Origin of the sequence: Arthrobacter sp. KN11-1C, from assembly GCF_052180225.1 — a bacterium.
GTDB lineage: Bacteria > Actinomycetota > Actinomycetes > Actinomycetales > Micrococcaceae > Arthrobacter.
This window is the reverse complement of sequence record NZ_CP197467.1, coordinates 4055212-4078649: the sequence shown is the minus strand read 5'-3', so window position 1 is coordinate 4078649 and position 23438 is coordinate 4055212. Positions and strand designations below refer to the sequence as shown.

Annotated in this window: 19 protein-coding genes and 2 pseudogenes; 12 read left to right on the top strand and 9 right to left on the bottom strand. The window is 64.4% G+C overall.

Annotated features, from left to right (window positions below):
- Window positions 1-65 precede the first annotated feature (65 nt).
- A complete protein-coding gene (locus tag ACSBOX_RS18995) occupies window positions 66-752 on the bottom strand; it encodes a DUF2848 domain-containing protein (protein ID WP_442543856.1) in 687 nt (228 codons plus the stop codon).
- A 146-nt stretch (window positions 753-898) separates the two neighbouring features.
- Here ACSBOX_RS18995 and ACSBOX_RS18990 point away from each other — a divergent pair, with 146 nt between their 5' ends.
- Entirely contained in the window at window positions 899-2290 is a 1392-nt protein-coding gene (locus tag ACSBOX_RS18990) for an MFS transporter (RefSeq protein ID WP_442543855.1), read from the top strand.
- 57 nt (window positions 2291-2347) lie between these two features.
- Here the strand turns inward: ACSBOX_RS18990 and ACSBOX_RS18985 are convergent, their stop codons facing one another.
- Window positions 2348-3004: a GntR family transcriptional regulator gene (locus ACSBOX_RS18985; RefSeq protein ID WP_078106642.1), complete on the bottom strand. Its 657-nt coding sequence runs from the start codon at window positions 3002-3004 to the stop codon at window positions 2348-2350.
- A gap of 32 nt (window positions 3005-3036) precedes the next feature.
- On the opposite strand from ACSBOX_RS18985, the gene ACSBOX_RS18980 reads away from it, so the two are divergent.
- Window positions 3037-3831, top strand: coding sequence for a carbon-nitrogen hydrolase family protein (locus ACSBOX_RS18980; protein ID WP_442543854.1), 795 nt, complete (start codon window positions 3037-3039; stop codon window positions 3829-3831).
- On the opposite strand, the gene ACSBOX_RS18975 is transcribed toward ACSBOX_RS18980, so the two are convergent.
- From ACSBOX_RS18975 to ACSBOX_RS18950, 6 genes are all read right to left on the bottom strand, one after another.
- Window positions 3828-4385 (bottom strand): DUF2087 domain-containing protein, encoded by a 558-nt coding sequence (locus tag ACSBOX_RS18975; protein WP_442543853.1) that lies wholly within the window; start codon window positions 4383-4385, stop codon window positions 3828-3830. The two genes, ACSBOX_RS18980 and ACSBOX_RS18975, sit on opposite strands and share 4 nt — an antisense overlap.
- Window positions 4386-4835: 450 nt before the next feature.
- Complete coding sequence (locus ACSBOX_RS18970) at window positions 4836-5960, bottom strand: acyltransferase family protein (RefSeq protein WP_442543852.1); 1125 nt, start codon at window positions 5958-5960, stop codon at window positions 4836-4838.
- A 340-nt stretch (window positions 5961-6300) separates the two neighbouring features.
- The gene (locus ACSBOX_RS18965; protein ID WP_442543851.1) at window positions 6301-6855 is read right to left on the bottom strand and encodes a dihydrofolate reductase family protein; all 555 of its coding nucleotides are present in this window, start codon (window positions 6853-6855) and stop codon (window positions 6301-6303) included.
- A gap of 844 nt (window positions 6856-7699) precedes the next feature.
- On the bottom strand, window positions 7700-8917 hold the full coding sequence (locus ACSBOX_RS18960; protein ID WP_442543850.1) for a Fic family protein: 1218 nt from the start codon (window positions 8915-8917) through the stop codon (window positions 7700-7702).
- A 972-nt stretch (window positions 8918-9889) separates the two neighbouring features.
- Window positions 9890-13258: a MobF family relaxase gene (mobF, locus tag ACSBOX_RS18955; RefSeq protein WP_442543849.1), complete on the bottom strand. Its 3369-nt coding sequence runs from the start codon at window positions 13256-13258 to the stop codon at window positions 9890-9892.
- The gene (locus ACSBOX_RS18950; RefSeq protein WP_442543848.1) at window positions 13206-13646 is read right to left on the bottom strand and encodes a relaxase domain-containing protein; all 441 of its coding nucleotides are present in this window, start codon (window positions 13644-13646) and stop codon (window positions 13206-13208) included. Before ACSBOX_RS18950 ends, mobF begins: the two co-directional genes overlap by 53 nt.
- 25 nt (window positions 13647-13671) lie before the next feature.
- Here ACSBOX_RS18950 and ACSBOX_RS18945 point away from each other — a divergent pair, with 25 nt between their 5' ends.
- Together ACSBOX_RS18945 and ACSBOX_RS18940 are read left to right on the top strand one after the other, a co-directional pair.
- On the top strand, window positions 13672-13989 hold the full coding sequence (locus ACSBOX_RS18945) for a tudor domain-containing protein (RefSeq protein ID WP_442543847.1): 318 nt from the start codon (window positions 13672-13674) through the stop codon (window positions 13987-13989).
- A gap of 247 nt (window positions 13990-14236) precedes the next feature.
- On the top strand, window positions 14237-14788 hold the full coding sequence (locus ACSBOX_RS18940; protein ID WP_442543846.1) for a hypothetical protein: 552 nt from the start codon (window positions 14237-14239) through the stop codon (window positions 14786-14788).
- 295 nt (window positions 14789-15083) lie between these two features.
- Here the strand turns inward: ACSBOX_RS18940 and ACSBOX_RS18935 are convergent, their stop codons facing one another.
- Window positions 15084-15659, bottom strand: coding sequence for a MarR family winged helix-turn-helix transcriptional regulator (locus tag ACSBOX_RS18935; RefSeq protein WP_442543845.1), 576 nt, complete (start codon window positions 15657-15659; stop codon window positions 15084-15086).
- 345 nt (window positions 15660-16004) lie between these two features.
- On the opposite strand from ACSBOX_RS18935, the gene ACSBOX_RS18930 reads away from it, so the two are divergent.
- From ACSBOX_RS18930 to ACSBOX_RS18895, 8 genes and pseudogenes are all read left to right on the top strand, one after another.
- Window positions 16005-16838, top strand: coding sequence for an FUSC family protein (locus ACSBOX_RS18930; RefSeq protein ID WP_442543844.1), 834 nt, complete (start codon window positions 16005-16007; stop codon window positions 16836-16838).
- Between the two features lie 404 nt (window positions 16839-17242).
- Window positions 17243-17536 carry a plasmid mobilization relaxosome protein MobC gene (gene mobC / locus ACSBOX_RS18925; RefSeq protein ID WP_442543843.1) on the top strand — a complete coding sequence of 98 codons (294 nt, stop codon included), beginning with the start codon at window positions 17243-17245 and terminating at the stop codon, window positions 17534-17536.
- A 3-nt stretch (window positions 17537-17539) separates the two neighbouring features.
- Window positions 17540-19171: pseudogene (locus ACSBOX_RS18920) on the top strand (relaxase/mobilization nuclease domain-containing protein).
- 32 nt (window positions 19172-19203) lie between these two features.
- Window positions 19204-19929 (top strand): hypothetical protein, encoded by a 726-nt coding sequence (locus ACSBOX_RS18915; RefSeq protein WP_442543842.1) that lies wholly within the window; start codon window positions 19204-19206, stop codon window positions 19927-19929.
- A 135-nt stretch (window positions 19930-20064) separates the two neighbouring features.
- Window positions 20065-20409 carry a hypothetical protein gene (locus ACSBOX_RS18910; protein ID WP_442543841.1) on the top strand — a complete coding sequence of 115 codons (345 nt, stop codon included), beginning with the start codon at window positions 20065-20067 and terminating at the stop codon, window positions 20407-20409.
- A gap of 500 nt (window positions 20410-20909) precedes the next feature.
- Window positions 20910-21073: pseudogene (locus ACSBOX_RS18905) on the top strand (PDDEXK nuclease domain-containing protein); the annotation flags it as partial.
- Between the two features lie 211 nt (window positions 21074-21284).
- Window positions 21285-22046, top strand: a complete 762-nt coding sequence (locus tag ACSBOX_RS18900; protein WP_442543840.1) for a GntR family transcriptional regulator — start codon at window positions 21285-21287, stop codon at window positions 22044-22046.
- 499 nt (window positions 22047-22545) lie between these two features.
- Window positions 22546-23361, top strand: coding sequence for an acetoacetate decarboxylase family protein (locus ACSBOX_RS18895; protein WP_442543839.1), 816 nt, complete (start codon window positions 22546-22548; stop codon window positions 23359-23361).
- Window positions 23362-23438 lie beyond the last annotated feature (77 nt).

The window sequence follows — 23438 nt, the reverse complement described above, 5'->3', positions numbered from 1 at the left end:
CTCCCAGCGTAAGCCCGGCCCCCGGCCCCCACAATGGAGGCGGGTGAACGACGGCGGAGCCGGACTTAGCCGATAGGCTCCGCCATCTTCTCGACAACGTACTGGGCGTCCACCGAGGTGCCGTTCACCGGATCCGTCATTTCCACCTTCCAGCTGCGGGCAAACTGGTCGACCCCCTGTTTCATCGCCACCGTGCCTGAAATGAGGACGGTGCCCGGCTGGTTCAGGCCGCGCTCCGCCAGGACCTCCAGCCAGTAGTCCGGGCTGAGGAGCGCCTCGAGCGAGCTGTCCTGGATCAGCGTGTCCGGAGTTTCGCCGTGGCCCACCCAGCCCTTGAGCGTGATGTTGTCCAAATGGTCGCGGACATCGTCCAGGCGCCAGGCTTTGCGACCCAGGACGTCCGGGCTGGCGTTCTTGCTCCAAGCCACCCCATGGACCTCGAGTTCGCGGTCCGTGTGATCGCACGCCACCGTCAGGAGCACGTCCTCCTCAGTGATCACCAGCGCCCATTCCGCTTCGCCCGAGGTCCTGCCGTGCTGGACGCGGACTTCCGATACCTGCTGTGCCAAGTACGGCGACACCGGGTACAAGGCAGGCGTAGTTGCGGGACCGGGAACGCCGAGTTCGGCCAGTTCGGCGATGTGGGCTTGCACTTCTTCCTGTTCGCGCCCTGCGTAGCCGGCGTTCAGGAGGTGCTTGACCTGGACATTCCGCGTGGTGCCATCGGGAAGTTCAAAGCTCAGAGTCGTCATTTTCTGTCCATCCTTTGCGTGTCCTGCTGGAGAAATTTTTCAAACCGGAAACCGGAAACAGTCGCCAATGTACATCCAGTATGCGTAATGTATACATTTAACGCCAGTGTGGCAGGCGTCACCGTAAACTTCTCGTGGAGGAAACCATGGCCAACGTTCCAGTTCCGGCTTCCGGCGCAGCGCCGCGTCCGGGAAAGCCGATGCATCCGAAGGGCCTGTACAAGGCCTTTGCCGCAAGCCTCACCGGCACCGCGCTCGAGTGGTACGACTTTGCCGTCTACTCTGCCGCAGCCGCCGTCGTGTTCCCCATTGTCTTTTTCCCGTCGTCGGACCCCTTGACCGGGACCATCCTGGCGTTCTCCACCTACGCGGTGGGCTATGTCTCCCGCCCTGTGGGCGGCATCATTTTCGGCCGACTCGGTGACCGCATCGGCCGTAAGAAGGTCCTGGTGGCGACGCTGATGATCATCGGCGTCGCCACGGTGCTGATCGGGGCGCTACCGGGCTATGGCAGCATCGGGATTTCGGCCCCGATCATCCTGGTGTTGCTGCGCTTCGCCCAGGGCGTGGGCGTCGGCGGCGAATGGGGCGGCGCGGTGCTGCTCTCCAGCGAATACGGCGATCCCCAGCGGCGCGGCTTCTGGGCATCGGCGGCCCAAGTCGGGCCGCCGGCCGGCAACCTCCTGGCCAACGGCATCTTGGCCATCCTGACCGTTACCCTCAGCGAAGCGCAGTTCATCAGCTTCGGCTGGCGCATCGCCTTCCTTGTTTCGGCCGTGCTGGTGGGCTTCGGTCTCTGGATTCGGCTGAAGCTTGAAGATACCCCGATTTTCAAGGCCATCGAGGCTCACGGTGAGCAGTCCAACGCTCCGGTCCGCGAAGTCTTCAGCAAGGAACTCCGGCCGCTCGTCGCCGCTACCCTGTGCCGGGTGGGTCCGGACGTGCTGTACGCCTTGTTCACAGTCTTCACCCTGAGCTACGGAATCCAGACGCTTGGCTATGACCGCAGCCAGGTCCTCACCGCCGTGTTGATCGGCTCCGCATTCCAGTTGTTCATGATCCCGCTGGCCGGTGCAGTCTCCGACCGCTTCAATCGGCGCCTCGTCTACGGGATCGCGGCAGTGATCGGAGCCGTGTGGACTTTCGTTTTCTTCGGCATCCTGGGCGGGCACAGCGAGCCGCTGCTGATCGTGGGAATCGTCCTCGGCCTCATGGCGCACTCCTTCATGTACGGACCGCAGGCTGCCTTCATCGTGGAGCAGTTCTCCCCGAGGCTTCGGTCCACGGGAAGTTCGCTGGCCTACACCTTCGCCGGTGTGATCGGGGGCGCCATCGCACCCTTGATGTTCACGCTGCTGCTGTCCCAGTTCGGCACCTGGGTTCCGGTTGCCATCTATGTGGCCGTGGCCGCCGTCGTCACCGTCGTGGGATTGGCGCTCGGCCGGGACTCCAACACCGTGGAGGACGAGGACTACCGCCTGCTGCTCGAAGGATCGGCGGCGGCAAGCCAGCAGTCCGCCGTCGCGGAAACGCGCTGACCCTCGGGTGGCGTCGTGAGGAATTCGGCGAGGTGCGTGGGGTGGTCAGAGACTCCCTCAAGTCCGGAGCAGGATGTCCCGGGTCACCGCAAGGTGATGGTCAATGGCTTTCTGGGCCTTCGCCGCGTCGCCGGACATCAGGGCGTCGAGAATGTCCTGGTGTTCGGCGCACACCTGCTCGCGCCGGCCTCCGGTACGGAACAGGGCGGAGACGCCCACCAGGATCTGCCGGACGTGGAGCTTGCTGTACGTCCGGGAGATCAGCTCGTTGCCCGCCGCGTCGATGAGTTGCTGGTGGAACAGCGTGTCCAGGCGGATAAACTCACGGGCCGCTTCCGGGCTCAGTTCCTCGGGAAGCTTTGCCTGCTGGTCAAGGGTTTCCTGCATGGTCCCGGCGGGGATCCGGCCTTGCTCGATGACCAGCCGGGCAGCGTGGCTTTCGAGGATCCCGCGCAGTTCCATCAATTCGGACATTTCCCTGCCGGTCACCGGGGGAACGTAAGCCCCGCGCTGGGGAATCAGTTCCACCAAGCCGTCGGAGACGAGCAACAAGAGCGCCTCACGCACCGGCGTACGCGAGACGCCGATTTCCGCGGCAAGTTCCTGCTCGTTCAGGAACTTCCCCTGGACTTCGGGGTCGATCAGGATATTTTCACGCAGGTACGCGTACGCCTTCTCGCGGCCGGACGCCGCAGTCCCCGAACTTTTTCGCATACATCATGTATACAACAATCTGGAGTAAATTCATGCGTTTAGCCGTGGCACAAATCATCACCGGAGCCGATGTGGCCGCCAACCTGGAACTGATCCGAGAATACGCCACCCGTGCCAAAGCCGCCGGAGCCGAACTCGTGGTCTTTCCGGAAGCGGCGATGCGCACCTTCGGCAACAGCCTGGCGGACATCGCCGAACCGTTGGACGGACCGTGGGCCACAGCGGTCCGAGGCCTTGCGCGGGAGCTGGACATCGCCGTCGTGGTGGGAATGTTCACTCCGGGCGAGGGCGGCCGGGTTCGGAACACCCTACTGGTCACCGGCCCCGGAGTGGACACGTCCTACGACAAGATCCACCTCTTCGATGCCTTCGGTTTCGCGGAATCCGACTCGGTCGACGCCGGCACGTCACCCGTAACCTTCGAACTCAACGGCACCGTATTTGGCCTTGCCACGTGTTACGACGTGCGCTTCCCCGCCCTCTTCACTGCCAACGCACGGGCAGGCGCACAGATCAACATCGTCTGCGCCTCATGGGGCGCCGGCGAAGGCAAGGCCGAGCAGTGGGAGCTGCTGGTGCGGGCCCGCGCAGTGGACAGCACCGCCTTCGTGGTGGCGTGCGGCCAAGGCAATCCCGCCAGTGTCGGATTGCCTTCCACCATTACGGCGCCCACCGGCATTGGGCACAGTGCTGTGATCTCGCCACTGGGTGCCGTGATGGTGGCCCTCGGGGAAATGCCGGAACTCGCCGTCGTGGACATCGATCCGTCTGTTGTCAGTCAGGTCCGGGGCAAGCTTCCCGTTCTGGCGAATGCCCGGGAACTTTAGGGGCGCGGAGACGGCCGGCCGCCGTCGTCGTCGTCCTTGAGGGCCAGCCAGTAGGCCGAGCCGTCGGGCGTGCGGCTCACGATGCTGGCGTCCACGAGATATCGCCGGAGCATTGGGACGTCTCCAGTGAACCGGGCGAGGCGTTCGTTGAGCTCCCGTTCCTCCACCCGCGCGCCGCTGTCCAGGATGCGCGCAGCGATCCAGGCGAGGAGCTTGAGCCGGTCCGCCTCCCGCGCGGGATAGCGATCGATGCGGCCGTCCGCAGTCAAGAAGCGCTCGACGCCGGACGGGCTGGGTGCCGACGAGAGGCTCGCCAGGGCGTCCCGGAAGGCATGCTCACGTATTCGGTAGCGGACATAGCCTTCGGTCTCGACCGTCTCGACCAGCCCCGCTTTGTTTAGGAGCGCGAGTGCCCGTTCGAGTTTTGCCGGCGAGAGCGAGCTGCCCGGGGTTCCGCCAATGCTGATCTCAGCGAAAACCCGCCGGGCTTGGGCGTTTGCCAGCGCCGCGAGGAGGCGCCGCGCATCCGGCGTCGTCAATGAGTCGCTCCCCATGGGCCCAGCATAGGCACAAATGGGCGCCGGGCGGATACGGCGGGCGGCTACCCTGAATGACAGCCAGGGCGATGTCCTGCGGAAGTCTTCTCGGCCGATCTATGGAGCTCTCTAACTTGGACCTTACTTTGACGCTATTTGTGCCAGTGATCTTTATGGCAATATTCCTCTATTGCCTATATGGAGTTATCTACCGCGCGGTAAAGAATGCCATGAAAGATGCCTGGCGCGACCTGGACAAAGAAGCGGTGTCCGGCGTCGTAGCCCTCCCACAGTTCCCACGGGAGGGCGGCGCGCCGTCCTGACCTTCTTTCGTTTCGGAAAGCGCTTACGACACGGCGAGTCGTGTCATTTCAGGGCTTCCGCGCGGCAAAGAAGGTCAGGACGGACAGGCCGAACTCGTCTGTGAAGGAGTCTTCGAGTCAGGTGCTGGCGTGTCCTCTAAAGCGATCATTGGCGGCGGGCCGTGAGGCGGCCTATGAGGGCACGCCGGATCCGCTGGGTTGGCTGTTCAACCGCCACGCAACTGAGGAAACCAAGGGGCCAGGCCGCCACTAGAGAGAGCGCAGCGAACGCGAGCACGGGAACATGTGATGGCGTGTGGGTGGCTGCGAGGAGCTGCTGGATGGGCCACCCGTAGATGTAGATCCCGTAGGAGATGTCGTAGCGGGACCCGATGGCGGATGCGCTGCCCATTGAGCCGATAGACAGGACAAGGTAGGCGAACGGCAGTGGGGCGAGGGCTGTACCGTAACCCGTGGCGAGGGCGCCCCAGACGGCCAGTGCGGCGAGAAGGCTTGGCGCCGCACCGACGCGGACCCTGTGCCTCTGGGTGGCAAGGAGGGATCCTGCCATGAAGATTGCGAGCAGCGGGAGGACGAACTCGGTGCGGTTCGGCCCGAAGCCGCCGGCGAGGAGCTTACCGAAGACCGCGCCCGTGGATGCAGCAAAGAGCAGGAGTATTGCTGTGGCGGTGCCTCGTCTGCTCTCCGGAATCCTGCGGAGCAGGAACACAATCCCGGCGATGATGGCGTAGCAGAGCCCCTCCCAGGTGAGGGTCCATAGGGGGCCGTTCCAATCAAAGCGGTCGTTGTTGCCCCAGAGGGATGTCCCGATGGTGGGCGTGTCCATAACGCCGATGCTGAGTGCCAGGGCCGCGCCGAGGAAGGCCAAGGCTCCGCGCGGGTTGTAGGTTCCGTGTGTCAGGAGGGCGCCAAGCGGTGCGGCCACGAAGGCAACAGCAAGTGCGGCGACCACGAGGGCCGGGTAGATGCGGGTGAGTCGGCCTGCGGCGTACTCCAACAGCGTGTTCGAGCGTTCGGCGCTGACGGTGATGAGGTAGCCGGAGATGGCGAAGAAGCCCATGACGCCTGCGGTGCCGAGCTTGATCCCGTAAAGCGAGGGTTCCGGGCCGTAGCCGCCCAGCCACCAGGAGTGCGAGACGATCACGGCTGCGGCGAAGACCAGGCGCAGGGCGTTGAGCGAGTTTCGTCCGGAGCCCAGGGCATTACCCAGGGTGCGGGGGCCGAGTATGGCCAGGCCCGGACGGTTCACGGCTGTCGTTGGGGTCTTCATGGGCTGGTCATTTCTATTTCATGCCCAGGACTGTTCGGGTGATCTTCTTGAGTGTGACCTGGCTAACAATCTTGATTGAATCTACACGAGTAGATCTCGGGAGGTCAAGCTACTTCACCTTCGTCCCGGTTCTCCCGCGAAACAATGAGTAAATGGGGGAACTATCAAGGCTTTCGCTTGAGGGTCCTCAGCCCCGACGTTTGGCCTGGGCTTGGTTTGTGCAGTCCTGTCATCGAGCGAGGTGGTGTGATTTCCGAGCGCTGGCAGCCGAACGAGACGAAGTAGACCGAACCAGACTCGTTTCAGCCGAAGCTCACCTGCGACGGACAGCCGCCCTCAATCAGCCCCGTCGATAGTGCAAGGCGACCGCGCCGTTGCTGAGCGGCTGCGCCGAGATCAGATCGAGGCGTCGGGTGCAAGGCAATCCGCCCCGGTACAGGGTGGGACCGTGGCCGGCAATCCTGGGATGGACAAGGAACTTGTACTCGTCGATCAGATCCAGTTGGTCCAGCGCTGTGGCAAGTTTGCCGCTGCCGACGAGCACCCCGCCGGGAGTCGCATCCTTGAGATCCTGCACCGCCGTGCGCAGGTCGCCTACGACGTGGTGGCTGTTGGTCCACGGGAAGTCGCTTCGCGTCGACGACACAACGTACTTCGGCTTGGCCTCCAGCTTGAGCGCCCACTCGCGCATCGCAGGCGGCGCGTCCTCCTCGCCGCGGGCGACCGCCGGCCAGTAGCTCTCCATCATCTCGTAGGTGGTGCGGCCCCAGAGCATTGCGCCGCCGTCGTCCATGAGGCGGGTGAAGTAGGCGTGCGTCTCGTCGTCGGCGATGCCTTCCCGGTGGTCGACGCAACCATCCAGGGTGACGTTGATGCTGAAGGTAAGGAGACCCATGCGACGATTCTAGGCCGCCCACTTGCCGATGTCTCAACAATCACTGCTTTGCCACAGAGGCTATTCCGCCGGAATCGCTAGGGTTCGCTCGGGTAGTCATCGTCTTCCTGGCGCCGTGGGATTCACGAAGGCGATCAGCTCCCTGCTCGACGAGTTGCGGCGGCTCAGTCGGCGAAATCTGGACCACCACGCCCCGTGAAAAAAGAAAACCCCTGGCTGACCAGCGGTTTTCTTTGGCGGCCCTTGTGACGCTAGGTTGGAATTATGAACTATGGACACGAATCGCGAAGTTAGTAGATAGCAGCACTCAGCCCTGAACCAAACCTGGTCCATTAGTGGGTCCTATCTGAATGGTTTATCTTGATGCGTTGGGCGGTCCATCAGATGCGTCAGGCCATCTCGACGTTTTAGAGTGATACAAATTCGTCTTCGAGCGCAGCAGGTTCCCACGACTCGCAAATAAACTGTTGCCGTCCGTGGAGTTCCATGCCTCTAAGGACGACGAAAGAGATCCCATTCAACTTAGCGAGTCCGATCATGACCTTAGGGTGGGTTGCTCCAAGCCTCGGACGCAGGAAGCTTCACCGTCCTTGAAGCAGAGAGCCTGGTATCGCTCGGCCTCCGCTCTTGGCTTCCATGACCGTCCGGAACGGCTGACCAGGCGCAGATTCGTCCGGGAGCATCGGCGCGAGGAATCGGTTGGCGACGGCCTGGCCAAAATGGGGGAGTTCGTCAAGCGTCATATGTTGAACTCCGTGGTCGTCAAGGTACTTGATAGCGCCAGACTGGAAACCGCTTGCAGAGATGAAAAGCCGTTTCCGGGTGGCCTGCCCCGTCGGTCGGCTCAGCTAAGGCCGCGACGGCCGGCACGTTCGGCGAATGCGTCCAAGGCTGCCAGCAGTTCAGGCGCCCGCCAGAACCGGCCTTTCTTGTATTTGTCGACGCCGACGACTATCCCGGCTTCCTCCAGAGCGTCCAGGGCGCGCTTCTGGCGCATGTAGTCGAGGCCGAGCTTGGACTCCAGAACCGCTGCGTTGACGACTGGCTGGCTGGCCAGAAGATCCAGGACCGGCCATACGGCTGAGTCGCGGCGTGCTGTGATCCTGTCGGCCCAGCCCTGGGTGATGGCGACGACGTCGTTGGCGAGCGTCGTGCCGTTCTCGATGGCCCGGAACGCCGCTTCGGAGGTCACGGTGATGATGAGCTCCGGGTCTCCGGCCCGGAAAGCTGTGAGGGCAGCGTGATAGGCGCCGACGTTGGCGAGCAGCCCGGCGGAGACGGGGACAGTGACATGCGAGGCCACACCCCGGTGCTTGAGCATGGCGTGCAGCAAGGCTCTTCCGGTACGTCCGTTGCCGTCGGTGAACGGGTGGATGGTCTCGAACTGTGCGTGCGCGATGGCGGCCTGGATGATCGCCGGGATGTCCTGGCGCCGGGCGTAGTCCATGACGTCGGTCATCAGCGCCGGGACACGGCTGTGGTGCGGCGGGACGAATTCCGCGCCGATCGGACTGTACTGGCTGGTGCCGATCCAAACCTGTTGGTCGCGCCAGTGTCCGGCGACGTCGGCGTCGCGGGTGCCGTCCATCAGGGCTCTGTGCATGTCCAGGATGCTCTCGGGCGTCAGGTGGTCGGCGGCGGCCAGCGCCGTCTCCATTGCCCAGACATTGCGGACGACCAAGGTGGCGTTGGCCTTGTCTTCTACGCCGAGCTCGGCCTCACCCAGGCTGCGGGCGCTGGCGGTCAGGTTCTCGATCTGCGAGGAGGCGACTGACTCACCGCGCAGCATCAGGGACACGAACGGGCGCAGGTGCTTGCCGTAGCGTTCGTCGAACCGGCTGATCTCCTGGGCGGCTTCCTCGGCCAGCGCCGCGACCCTTGGAGAGGGGAGGTAGGTCGATTTTGCGATAGTCGAAGGTATGAACGCCTCATAGGGCTGCCCGGCCATCCCGGACAGATAGTTGCTGGTGCGGAAGGCGTCCTGGGTTCCGGTCCACTCGTAGCTTTCATACTCGGCCGCCGGCCAACCAGATGTACCGTCCGCTTGCCCAGGCTGCTCCATGATTGCCTAACTGTAAGAATATTCCGTGGATTCTTACAGTTATACTCCTAAACGTAAGAACCCGTCATGGATTCTCTCATTTAGCCAGTGAGGGCCAGCCACCATCTCAGCCTCTGTCCACCTCGATATGCGGAAGCCATTGTTCCGTGAGCTCCCCGTCTGTGGTACTGGGAGAGAGATTGAACGTTGGGACCCACGTCCTGGCGAGTTCATCGGTTAGCGCCGACGGGAGCGCTTTCCTGGGGCCGGGGCCGACGCCCTGGCTTCCTTGGAACCGAGCTGGTAAAAGATCTGCCTCGGCAGCGACGCAAACATTCCTAACACGGACAGGTGAGTTGTGCTCGTCAAATGGCGCGGTTGGCCATCTTGTGTATCCACTCGGGGACTCTGCACGTTGCGTCCATCATCTTCAAGGTGTCCAAAACAGCCAAGGGCTTCGCGTGGCCGAGGTGGGAGGTGACTCTTCCTCGAAACATGCACCAAAAATGCACCACGAAGGTCTCGAGAAAGCAGAAAACCCCCGGAATTCCGGGGGTTTTCTTTGGCGGTGACGGTGGGATTTGAAACCTTTTCAGCCCCAATGAGGGCATGAAAAACCCCTAGAATTCAAGGATTTTGGTTACCTCAAATCACCCGTTTTTACATCGGATGTGCCCAAAATGTGCCCAAAAAGTGCCCACGGCTGAGGGCGCTTGACTCGAGGTCCCGGCAGCCCGAAACGCCCTGCCTCGAAGGCGACGGACCAACATTGGAATGCGATGGTCTTCGCCCCGATATCTCGTGTGTGCCGTCCATGTGGGCTTTGTAAGAGGCATCAAATGGGATGCGACTGATGGGGCTCCAAAGCATCGACTCTGAGCATGGTCATTTCCGCGGATGTGAGATTCCTTCGCTTTCTCGTTATTGAAGGGATTCCACTTCTGAGCGGTCGGCATGTTCGGCCAGCGATGGGAAATACGACGTGACCGACATCTAGATGCCCAGTCCTATGTCCCGTGTCGAAGGGGAGGGCTGGTAGGGGTCCACTGTTGCCGTGGCGGGGCTGGTGCGGGTCTCGGTATCAGGGGAGAGCTTGGTCTGGAGCCGTCGGCGCTGGTTATGCAGCTCGGGTTCCTCCCAGCGCACAGGGGTGCCGAGCGGGTTGGTGTCGTCGGTGATGGCCCAGCGGTCCCGGTAGATGAGGATTTCCTGGAGCGTTCGCCGTCGCCGGGCCGGGTCCGGGATGTTCCGGAGTTGTGAGGCCAGGTCCTGCGCCCATGGTTCCTGGCTTGCAGGGGCGCGTGTGGCAACGAGTTTGGCGCGGTTGCGGATGCGCTGTTCGATCTGGGTAATGAGGTTGCTCAGGTCGGGGCGGTTGCCGGGGCACCGGATGAGCCCTTCGGGTGCTCCCTCTCGGTTGGCGGCCGTGTGCAGCTGGTTGTGGATGATGGCCGTCAGGTCGCGGACTTCGCCGCGGGGCGTCATTGCGTTGAGCACTTCGTGCTCTGCCAGGTTCCGGTCATGTGCTGCCAGCCGCTTCCAGGCGGCGACGGCGGGCCCCCATGCCGGGGAGCGCTGCAGATCCCAGGCCGAGTCGGGGGAGTTGGTGGTGAGGAAATCGGTGAAGTCATCGTCGGCGGCGAGTTGGGTGAGGTAGTCGTGCTCGGCGGCGAGCTGGTGGAGGGTATCGGTGCTGTCCTGGAGTTCCTGCCGGGTTTCGTGTGCGGTGTGTTCGGCGCCTTCGGCGGCGAGGACCTGCCCGAGGATCTCCGGCCAGCCAGGCAGACCTGTCGGATCAATCCGTTCGTCCGCGTCGGTGTCCGGTTCGATGATGTAGGCGGTGTTCGTGATCCGGCCCCGGGTCATGCCGACGTAGAACAGTTCGCGGGTGAGCCTGCCTTCGGTGACGACGATGTGCCCGGTGTCGACGGTGATTCCCTGCGAGCGGTGCGCTGTGGTCGCGTACCCCAATTCGGTAAACCCGGACAGGTAGTTCCGGTCAAGGGTGATGGTGGCGCCGGTGTCTTTTCTGACGCAGGTCACGGTGCCGGCCTTGGTGGGGTGTGCGGTGATGGTCAGGAGGGTGCCGTTGCGGATGAACCCGCCCTGGCTGTCCCTGATCCGTCGGTCGTTGCGGCGGGCCAGGATCACATCCCCGCGACCGGCTGTGAGGCCGTCGGCCAGGGGCACGGTGTGCCGGGTGTCAACGGCTCCGGCGGCGGCCCGGTCTTCCTGGGCGCGCCGGTTGAGGACGGTCACGGTGTCATTGTCCGGGGCGATGAGGATGGAGGCCTGTCCTGTTTTCTCGTCGGCGGCCCACCCCTTGTAGGCGGCCTCGATCATCCGGTGCTCGTTGCCGGCCAGGATCCGGCCGTGTCGCTGGTACTGAAGGATCGCGTCCCGGTTCCCTGCCCGCAGCTGGAGCGAGGCAGCGTTTTCCCAGGCGTGGGTGAAGCGGTGCAGGGAGGTCAGCCGTGCTGCCCGGCCGGTGCGGTCGAGCCAGCCGAGCATCCCGCCGGCGTCGATGGAGTCCAGCTGGGCAGGGTCACCGACCAGCACGAGTTTCGCCCCGGCCGCGCCCGCCATTCCGGTGAGGGCGGCGAGCTGGTAGGTGGGGACCATGGACGCTTCGTCGATGATGACGAGCTGGCCGGGGTGGAGGTGCCAGCGGGACTGTTCGGCGGTAACGGTGGCAAGGACCTGTGCCGCCTGCCGCCGCCATCTCTGTGTCGGGCCGGTACCCAGAGATTTGTCTAGGGCGTGTGCGGCGAGGAGGTAGCGTCGGGCGCGGTTGGCTGCTCCGGGGCCGTTGGATTCGTAGAGCCATTTCGTCACGTTCTCCGCTCCGAGTCCCAACGCGTCGCCGAGGACGTCGGCGGACACGGCGGCCGGGGCGAGGGCGACCACGCTGCCGGGGCCGTGGACCTGTTGCCAGCCATCGCTCACGGCCTTCATGGTGGCGGTCTTCCCTGCCCCGGCCGGGCCGGTGAGCGCATCCAGACGGCGCCGGCTGCTCAGGACCTGAATGGCGGCGTCCTGCTGGTCCGCGAACAGGGCAGGCCGCCCACTGCCGGGCGTGACGGCGTCGACGGCGTCCCAGGGCTCCAGCCCGGGCGCGTCGGTGGCGTGGCTGGCGGACATGATGGCTTCCTCGTCGGCAAGGATCCGGGCGTTGGTGAACACCTGGTCGGTGAGCGGGTCGAAAACCGTGCGCCCGTCGGTGGCGAGGTCAGCCCGGGCGTTGTCAGGGGCGATGTACCGGTAGTCGTTGAGCGGGACTGAGAACGTCTGGGCGCTGTCGGCGAGGGCTTCGATCATCGCGGTGCGTTCGGCGGGGCTGGCCATCCGGATGCCGGCGCAAACGCGTTCGGCCTCGGCGAGCAGATTCCACCGGTTCCAGGTGGCGCGTTTTTGCGCGACCAGGTCCATCACCATCTGCCCGGTGACCTCCCGCCATTCCTGGGACAGGTCCGCGCCGGTGAGGGGCCGGGTGCGGGACCGCTCGACAGTCGCAGTCACCAAGTGTTCCGGCGTGCAGCCAAGGCCCTCGGCCCGGCGACGCCAGAACACAAGCCGCTCGGCCAGGGGAACGGGTTGAGCATCCTTGGCCGCCCGAGTCGACAGAGTGGCCTGCTGCCGCAGCTTCAGGACACTGGCGTCGGAAGGGCTGGTCCCGTGTTCGAGATTCCAGAGCCGGACCAGCCGGTCCTTCTCCAGTTCGATGATCCGTGCCCGGGCGGAGAACTCCGTGATCAGCCCGGCATCGACCCCGGACAGCTCGCGGCTGGGATTGCGTTCGACCGAGGCCGGTGCCCGCAGCTCGGTCTCGGTTCCCAGGCTGCGCCGCAGCTCGTCGAAGAGCAGGCCGTTGTAATGCTCGCTGGCCGCGACCACCGCCTTGTACAGGGTCCGGGAATCGAGAGTGGTCCACGCCCCGTCGCTGGTCCGTTGGACGCGGTTGGCGATGACCAGGTGGGTGTGCAGTTGCGGATCACCGGCCCGGGATTCCCAATGATCAAACGCGGCGGCGATGGCTCCGCGGACCGGGATGTGGGCCACGCCGTTGCGGCCCGTCCGGGTGCCGATGGCCCGGCACTCGAGCCAGGCCAGGGTGTCCTGCACGGCACGGTGATGCGCCGCGAACACCCGGTCCCGGACGTCCTTTGGGCTGAGCGCCCACAGGACCGAGACCGACTTCGGAACGCTGAATGTCAAGTCGAACCCGGCGACGGGGTAACGCGTTGATGTTCCGGGCCCGCCGGGCCCTGCCGGGGCGGTGGCCGGCTGCCCGTGTCGGCGGCCCAGCGGCTCACCGGTGATCGGATGCAGTGCTCCCTTCGAAGACTGCCTTCGCGGAACCATCTGTCAGGACGGTGCCGGGGGCCAGCCCGATGCCGTCGATACCGCTGCCCAGCCAGGTCCCCGGCGGGTTACCGGATTTCGTGTAGTAGTCCGTCAGATTGCGCACGGGCACATCACCATGGGCCGTGGTCTTCAGCAGGTACTTCACCCCGGCATCCGCAGACAGCCGGGCAATGGACATCGTCACCGCAATCCCCCGGGAACACCCGCGGAAACCGGACAGGAACCGCACTCTGCGCATGGGGTGGTGATGCTGTTTCGCCGTTGCTTCACGCCCCTTCATCGTCTGCAACGGGTTCAGGGACATGACTACCGGCGCCAACCGGCGGCCTGTCACCTTTCCGTCGATAGGCGTGAGTCCCCGCTTGGATGCCAGACGTGTAAACAAATGCGGAAGTTCCTTCCGCTTACAGATGGATGAGAATTGTGGTGCCGCTTGGCGACGTCGACGCACACTGGTGCGGGGTGAGCCCGCAGAGGTGTATGGCGCGGGGTCCGAGCGCGACGGCCTGGAGAGCTGGATGCTCGCCGCGCCAGATGCACGGCCCCTTTCGCAGGCAGCCCTGCGGGACGTTGTGTCCGACGACCTCGCCAGTCACGCTCCTTTCCCGGACAGCGTGAGTTTTGAGGTCGTGCGCCGGGACGGCTCTGCCTGGGAGACGGCCGTCATCATCGAGCGACCGGGCACGGATGAATGGACCGTCGAGTACGAGGACGGCACCCAGGCCTAGCGGATCACAGCGAGCTGCGTCCACGCCGCTAACGGTCGATATTCAGAGAAGGAGTAGGCAATGTGTGATCCGAGCTTGTGGGTATGCGACCCTAGTCGGAGGCTGGCGCTGTCAGAGGACCGTCTTACTGGGTGTGTCCCTATTGCCGTGGCGACGCGGGTCGTAACCGTGCGGGGTATGTCGTACCCAAGTGACCTGACCGAGCAGTGGGAGCTACTGGAGCCGGTATTCAACGCGCCGGGGAAGCGTGGGCGCAAGCACGCCGATGACCTGCGCGGCGTGGTGGACGCGATGCTCGACATCGCACAGACCGGGTGGGTTCACCTTCCACGACCGCGGCGGCCCCTACGGCCGCACTAAGGGCGCCGAGCGCGTCGTGGCGGTCGATTTGACCGGACTCCCGCTGGGGGCATTGGTCGTACCTGCCTCCACCCGCGAGAACCGGGCCAGCGAGCTGATGCTGGACCACCTGTCGGGCCAAGGTGTCACCGGGCGGCTGGAGCTGGTCCTGGTGGACCGCGGGGTCACTGCAGCCGCTGCCCGTGCCTTGGGCCGGGACCACGGGCTCGAGGTGCGCCGCGTCGGGTGGGACGACAAGCAGCCGGTGTTCTGTCCCATCCGGCACGCCTGGCGCGTCGAGGTCGCGCACGGTCGCCTCGGCCGGTCCCGACGGCTGGCGAAGTCGTTTGAGAACACCACGACCTCAGCTACCGGCTGGCTCCAGGTCGCGTGCATAGCGGCCACCCTCCGCCACCTGTCCCGGGTGCGCACCCGACGTGGACTTGCTGCCGCAGCGTGAGCGCCGCCGGCGCGGCGCCGCGCGGAATGCTGCATGAGCGGACACGCCTACGGCTGGTCCACCGAGAGGATCGTTGAACCGAGCAAGGGCTTGGGCTCGCCGTTCTCGGCTGTCTGGACGCCGATCAGACCGGTGCAGCGGCCGCGGACTAGGTACGGGTGTGGACTCAGGCGACAGGACACGTCGCGCGGTAGTTCTTCGTCCTCAAGTTGGAGCAGAGCGCCGTTGGTGGTCTACCACGCGGAACCCGGTAGCGCGTTGGCTGATGCTCACCCGAAGCGCGCCCTGCTGCGGCTCATCCGGAGGGCTCGAGCGCGCCGTTCCGCCGGTCCTTGCTGGACCCGGCTTGGTGGCCGCGTCCTTGCTCCCACACGGAGGTCAGTGCCCGCAGGGGATCGACCAAGCCCTCGATGGCCCAAGCCGGGGCTTCGGCGAGTAGGGCATCTTCGAGGGCGAGCTGGGCGGGAATCACCTCGTCCACGAGCGCGGCGCCAGTGTCGGTGAGGACGAGCAGGGACGAGCGGCCGTCGGCCGGGTTGGCCGTCCGGCTCAGCAGTCCCCGAGTCTGGAGGGCGTTCAGCCGCATGGTGATCGCGGAGCGCGGGGCTAGCAGCGTCTGGGCCAGCGTCGTTGGGCTCAGAGGTTCGCCCGTACGGCGCAGCGCGGAAAGCACGTCCAGCTCGCCGCGGGTGAGCCCGTAGTCGGCGAGGAAGGCGTCGCTGGCTTCGAGGATGAGGCGGGAAGCGCGCAGCACTCGGTGGATCACCCCGAGGCTGGTGAAGCTCAGGTCCGGGCGCAGCCGGGCCCACTCACGCTGCATCCGGTCCACGTAGTCGCCATGAGCGGGCAGGCCGTCTGTGTCCTGATCCATCCGGCTCCTCCGCGCCCCCGTGGCCGTCGCCTCGGTCAACCACCATAGTAGTTCATAGGTGTAGTAACCTTGAGGTACTTCATTCCTGTACCATCTCGGAAGGTTAACATGACGCAGGCCACCCACGCGCGGTCCTGGTGGGCGGCAGTCTTCGACCTCGGCCCGCATGCCGGCGCCCATTGGACCGCCCTGCGCGCAAGCCTGGCGATCTTCGTGCCGCTGGTGGCTTGCTTGGCGTCCGGTCGCGGCGACCTGCTGCTGTATGCGGCGATCGGCGCCTTCACCGCCCTGTACGGCCGACACGAGCCGGCTCGGGTACGCCTAGCCATGCAGGCGCAGGCGGGCGTGGTGCTGGTAGTCGGCGTCGTCGTCGGCGCTCTAGTGGCGACCGTCCCGTTCCGGCTCTGGCTGCTCGTCCCGGCCGCGGCCGCCTGGGCCGGCGTCGCGGTGGTGCTAGCCGAGCTGGGCCGATGGCATCCGGCCGGAGCTCTCAACCCGGTCTTCGCCCTCACAGCCTCGGCCACGGTCCCGATCGCGTTGAGCACGGTGCCCGCAGCCGCCCTCGCTGCGGCTGGCGCGGCCGTCTTCGCGCTGCTGCTCGCCCTCCCGGGTCGCACCGCCCGCGACGGCGGCGACCCGGTGCGGTATCGGTTGTCGTGGCACGGCCTACGTCCGTCCGACCCGGTGGGCCGCCACGCCGCCCGCTACCTGCTCGGTATCGCCGCCGCCGGCCTCGCCGTCGCGACCAGCGGCATCGGCCACCCCTACTGGACCTTCGTCACGGCATCCGTCCCCATGTCGGCACCCGACCTGCACGCCCGCCTCACGCGCGCCGCCCAGCGGGTGATCGGCACCGCCGCCGGCCTCGGCGTCGCAGCCCTCGTCCTGGCCGCCCGCCCCAGCAGCTATGCCGCGATCATCGTGATCGCCGTGCTCCAGGCATGCACCGAACTGACGACCGGGCGCAACTACAGCCTCGGCCTTGTCTTCTTCACCCCGATGGCCCTTCTGCTCGGCGATCTCATGCTGCCAGCCTCGATCGGCACCCTCCTGACTCAGCGCGCCCTCGAGACCGTCATTGGCCTCACCATCGCCCTAGCCGCCACTGTCATCACCCACGAAAGGCGCACTCCTACGAGCCGGACCCCACCGCGCGATCATCTGCTCGACCACGTGTAAAGGCGGCCACGTGGAGGCGAACCTGCCCTCAGCCGCGGGCTCCTTGTCGCGTGGCGAGTTCAGTAGAGGCTCGATCATCGGCAGATGAGTGCATTCACAATCCGAATAGGGACACACCCAGTTAGCCAACCTTCAAGGGGCAGACATCAGGCGGCTCCGTCGATATTGAGGCTGCATGGAGATAGCGCCGCGATACCAATCACCGCGATGGTGGCCTTGGGCAGTCGCGATCCTGCTCGTGATCATCGTGAACGTCCCGTCTTTCGGGTACCAACGAGGCGAGTGTATCGACTACACGATCGAGTCTGGCGCCGTGAGCACCTGAAGTAGTGGCCCAGCGCTCGGCATGGCCGGCACTTGGCTCCCGGCGGTAGTGAGCGTCGCGCCGTGACGTGTGGGTCACGGTGGAGGAAGAAGCTGCACTTGTCGCCAGGGCTGAGCGGGAGAAGGTGACGGTCCCGAACCTGCTGATTTCCTCGGCACTGTCGGAGCATTCTGATTCGCCTACGGAACGCCGGGCCATCGCTGCGGAGCTGATGTCCCTGCACAATCTGCTGGCCCGTTCCTCGAACAACATCAACCAGCTCGCACGGCAGGCAAACGCCACGAGCGAGTTCCCCGCCGAAGCCCGGGAAGCACTGAAGCACATCCGGTCCGTAGCCATGCGCATCGACCGCACGATTGAGGGGCTGATGTAGCCGATGATCCCGAACATCACCCGCGGTTCGCGCATGGGCGGGCTCATGGTTTACCTGGCATCGACCGATGCCAACAAAACCAAGAACGCCCACTAGGATCCGCACCTGGTAGCCGGGGACGCGGCCATCATGGCGTGGTACGACGACGGCGTGCTGGACCGCGACGACGCCCTGGCCATTGCCCGGCATTTGGACCAGCCGCGCAAGATGTTCGGCGTCTCTGTCCAGATCAAAGACCTGCAGTGGGACGCCGCGAAGAAGGAGCGCGTGCACGTCGGCTACAAGGACGCCAGCGTGTGGCACTGCTCGCTGAACCTGCGCGCCGAAGAGGGCGCACTGACGGACCAGCAGTGGGGCGATATCGCCAACCACTTCGTGGACTCCATGGGCTTCACCGAGGCCAGCGGCAAGGCACGGTGCCGGTGGGCCGCGGTGAACCACGGAACATCCGAGAACGGCAACCACCATATCCACCTGGCCGTCTCCCTTGTCCGCGAAGACGGCACCAAAGCATCCACCCACGGTGACTACAAGCGTGCACAGCAGACCTGCCGCGAGCTGGAGGGCAAGTACGGCCTGGAACAGCTCTCCACGGTGCACGCCACGCGTGGATACGACCGGGCCGAGAAAGCCACCGCCGTCAGGGACGACCGGGAAATGCACCGGGCGTCCCTTGCACGGAAAGTGCGGGCCAGCGCCGGCGCCTCCGCGACCGAAGCGGAGTTTGTTCGCCGGGCCCGCGACACCGGCCTGCTGGTGCGGCCGCGTTACGCGAAGAACACCACCGACGTCATTGTTGGGTACTCCGTCGCCGAACGCCCCACTCAGGGCGCACGTCCTATTTGGTTCGGCGGCGGGACCCTCGCCTCTGACCTGAAACTCGGTGCTCTCCGTGAAGAATGGCTGGACGCACCACACCTTGCAACGGAATCCGCGGCGGAATGGAACGCGGCGGCGCGGAACAAGCGCACGGTCTCCAGGACAGGCCGCGAGCACGCCACGCCGCCGGCGGAAATGTGGGTGGAATACACTCGCAACGCGGCCGCCCTGGCGGACCAGCTGCGAACCATTCCACGGGATGACCACGCGACCTGGGCGAAGGCCGCCCGGGAAGTCTCGGGAGCGTTCGCGGCATGGTCGTACCGGCTTGAACCGGCCCCCGGGCCGTTGGCGGCCACCGCTGCCGAACTGTCCCGCACCGCCCAGCTGCGGGCACCACGGCAGCACGGTAAACCGGTCGCCCTGCCGTCGATCGCAGGAACGGCCATGTTGTTCATGGCCGCGTCGAGCAAGAACAAGACGGCCGCGCAAACAGCGCTGATGGTGCAGCTGATCAACACGGCCTTTGCCGTGTATGAAATGCACGCCCAGTCCGGGCGGACCCGTGAGGCTCAGCGCATCCGGTCCGTGGTCGAGGAGCGGCTGGCCCCGTTCACCGCGACCATGCCCAAGGCGGTTTTGGTCGGTGCCGGGCAGCGGTCGGCACCTGAGGCTGGCGTGGTGCCCAGGGCGATCGATATCGCCCGCCGCGGCATGGTCCCGATCCGTCCGGGATCAGCAGTACCCACGACGCCGACGCCGGCAAAGACCTCCCAGCCTGTCCGGCGCGACTCCGGGCCGGGCCTCGACCGATAACCACCACTAACACCAACTGCAAGGGGAACAGCATGAGTGAATCAGATGGAATGGATGACGTCCTGGACGGCGGTCTGCGGCAGTCGCTGATGATCGCATCACGCATTGCCGAGACACTGGCCCGCCGACGCCAGGAGAGCCAGCGACAACAGGAACACCAGGACACCCGGACAGCACACGAAGCCCAGACACGCCTCGCCGCCGAACGCAGCACCGCGCACGCGGCCCTCGCACCCGTGGAGAAGGACCAATGGTGGGACCAGGCACAGCCAGCCGACATCGCCACCGCCCACGCCGTCGCGGAAGGCTGGAAACACCACGACCCGGCCGCGCTGGCAGGCTCGGAGACGATCCGCCGGGAAGTCCTCGCCCGCTACGGCATCGACACCCGCGACGTCGGCGCGGACGCCGCCTACCTGGAATCAGGGATCCAGAGCATCACCGCCGAGCGGGCCCGGCAGAACAAGCTGGCCCCCAGCCAGGAAGAGACCCGCAAGGCAGCAGCCGGTCACGAGAAAGCCATGGGCCTGCTCGCAGCGGCCCGCGCCGAAGAACTCCGCGCCCAGGCCGCGAAACTGGCCCCGGAAATGGAACGCCACCAGGTGCCCGCAGAGTACCTGGCCAACCCCGAGCTGGCCCAGGCACTGCAGACCGCCCACCACGCGAGGACCCCCAAAAGCCGTTGCAGTTGCCGACGCAGACATCAAGGAACGTCTGTTCCTGATCGGCAAGGACGGCATCAACGGTCCCGACCTTGACCAGCTGCGGAAGGAAACCACCGCGAACGTCAACGGTGCCGACGACTCGCACTTCAAGGATCCCGCGTTCGTGAAAGCCGCCAAGGACATGCACGAAACCAGACTCCTGGCCGAAGGCGGATTCCAAGGCTCCCCATGGATGACCATGGAACAGCGGTACGAACGAGCCGAAAAGGCCGCGAGATCGAGAACCGCGTCACCGGCAACGACAGCAGCCGTCTCAAGGACCAGGGCCTGAAAGCGGAGAGGACGTCAGCCGCAGGATACGGCTCGGCCGAACACCACGAGAAATTCGCTGAGTCGCTGGCAAACACCGGCGCGAATGAAACCCAGATCCGCGGACGCCTCGCAGCAGCCTGCAGCGAAGGCACCCACCCGAGAGCAGCCGTCACCATGGGCAAGGGAGCCGCCAAGGCCGGCAAGTCCCGGCCGGGGGCATCAGTGGGATCCGAGAGGGGCAAGAACGGCCTCAGCCGCTAGACCATTCCGTGGGTACTGCGCTTAGGTGTTGTAAGTGACAGGGAAGGAGAGGGACTTGCGGGCGCCAGGTCCGAGCCTGTGCTGCTCAAGGGGTTGACAAAGTTCTTTGGTTTTTCGCGTCACGATCCGTGCCCGGGCCACACTGTATCCGTTAGGAGCCCCTTTAGCCCGACGGTCGGCGATGGCCGGGCGGTCAGAGTCCTAAGGCTGTGATGCCCAACCGCACCGGGGAAACGCGGTCGTTCTTCCCCATTCCCAGGGCACGCCGCGGGATCCAGCACAATTGGCCAAAGCACTCTGGACAGTTGGCTTTTGACCGGTCAACAATCCGGAGAGCTGCGCAACGTCAGGGACCTTGGAAGCCCGTGGCTACCTTGAGCGACAATGCAATTACATCGTCAGCCTGGGAAGGCTGGTGGTGGCACCAGTTTCCACCCGAAGAGTTACCCTTGGTGTGACCCAGACCGCAGTGAAGTCCGTCGTTGGTGCGGTTAACGGGCTACGTGGTCATCGAACTCAAGACCGGCAAATTCCTGCCGGAAAGTTCAACTTCTATGTCGCCCTCGTCGATGACGTGCTGCGCCGCGAACACCACAACGAAACCGTCGGGATCCTCATCTGCGGCACCAAGAACGACCGCAGCGTCCGCTACAGCCTCGGCCGCCCGCGACAATCTGACACGTCAGGCAGCCCTGCCGGAACCCCGCCCTCCGCCAGGGCAATTCGACCGCTCGATTTCATGCAACGAAATCTACCTGTTGCTCCATAGGGGACCTCTAAACATGGAACCCGAAGATAGTACAATTCGTTGCGTTGCCATGTCGTTGTTATCACGGTGACTTGTCTTCGATGTTCCACGGAAATGAGGAGTCAACGTGTCCCGGCCAGCACCTAAAATCCTTCGCGGCGTTCGAGTTCCCTATTACGAGCAGCTCAAGGTCCTCCTCTTGAAGGAAATTAAATCTGAGGGAATGAAGCCGGGGGACATGCTGCCCTCGGAAAGCGAAATGTGCGAACGCTACGAGGTCTCGCGCACTGTTGTCCGGCAGGCGATCGGCGAGCTCGTCAACGAAGGGGTCCTGCTCCGCCAGCATGGGAAGGGAACATTTATTGCCCACACCAAGGTGCGAGAGCAGTTCATGCAAAGCACCGTGGGCTTCTTTGAAGATCTCTCGCTCCGGGGCCACTCGGTGAAGAGTAAAGTGATCAGCTGTCAGCTGGTCGAGGCCGGCAACTCCGTGGCCCAGGCGCTCGAAATTGAGCCCGGCTCTACATGCACCGAGGTCACCCGGCTGCGCTATGTCAACAAGGAATTAGTCGTCTTCACCAAGTCCTACATAAACAGCGGCGACCATAACTTGGTCGCCGATCTCCTTGACTCTGACCTCTCCGTCAATTCTCTCTACCGAACTCTTGAGGACCATTGGGGACTTCGGATCGAATCAGGTCGGAGATCTTTGGAGGTCGTGAGCGCTAGCGGAATGCTTCCGGGAATACTTGAAATCAAATCTGATTCCCCCGTTCTTTACATCGAATCGGTCGGGCGTGATGCTAGTGGCCGTCCGATCGAGTTTTTCCAGGCATGGCACCGGATCGACCGGACACGCCTGGAGATGGATGTGGTCCGCCGTAAATAAGAAGCGGGACGGGGTCCGCTGCTGAAAGGCCATAGGTACTCGGAAAGCAGCAGTATTGGTGTTGGCCTGATCGCGCACTCGGCTTTTCACGAAGGCCCCGACCTCGTCCTCGCCATGACCCGTCGAGTGGAGCCTCGACCCCAGCGGATGAAAGACATGAGGGCGGGCCGGAGCCTCGGCAGAAAATGTGGGGCTGCTGACCCCAGATGCCTTAGCGGAGCGCCACTCCGCCATATTCCCTCGTGCCAACCTAAACCAGAACAACACCCCGGGCACGGTTAACCGGCCAAGCTCCTCCTGTGTCATTTCGTCATCGGACTCCGTTCTCCGGCGTCTTCAGACGGTGGAAAGTGCCATTGACACGACCAACTCAGCATGTCATCATCATGTGATGACAACCACATCGCCAGTCCAGGTTGTCTAAAAAGTCAACCGGCCATTGCGTGCCGGCCCGCCCGATTCAATCTCGTCCCGCACAACCGGAGAGGTCTAGAGCGCCATGGTGAAGAAGCAAGCAGAAATAGTTCGAGGATTCGAGCTTGATTGGCTCGCGTGTGAACAGGGTCCCGAGGAAGTGATGCGGTCGAACAGCGATTTCATGGTCATCACTGCCAAGGGAGACCTTGAGCAGCTCAACAAATGGGTGCCCGCACCCTTGGAGGCAACAGGGGACGTGATCATCGACCTCGTCTACCTCAATGAGACAGTCCAAGACGGCGTTAAAACGTGGGAGTACCCCTTCTACGATTTCAACATCGGGATCGTGGCGAAGCTCACGGAGCCGCCGTACACCGAAGGCGTGTTCCTCGTCCAGAGTTACGTCGACGATGATTTCTCTCTGGTCTTCGGCCGGGAAGTATGGGGCTACCCGAAGAAGATGGGTGACTTCGAAGTGTCTCCGCATCCGAACGAGGAATCGAGCCGATACGAGTACTCGGTGTCTCGTCGGGGCACAGAGCTGGTTTCCGTCACGCTCGACGGCCTTGAGACCATCCCCGCCGAGGAGTTCCCCGGACACGGGGTCGGGTACACGATCTGCTTTCGACAAGTGCCGTCCCCAGATGCAGTCGCGATTGAGAAGCAGCAGCTCGTCTTCGTCAAGGTGGAGACGGACGCAACCGAGGCCAAGAAGGGCATTGGCACTGTCACGATCAAGGATGGTCCCTTCGACCAACTTGGCATCGGTCCGCTGACTGATGTAACCGCCTACTTCGCGAGGGGCGCCGTGAGGCATCACGGAATCAACAATCTCGTCGTTGAGGCCAGGGAACTCGCCCGGCCGCTCGACGTGTCGCGCGCTGGAGTCCCCGCGTAACCTCGGAAGCCGCTGTAGCCACATTTCGAGCAGCTCGCTTCCTGGTAAGACCGCCGGGAGCTAGCTGCGCTTCGCAT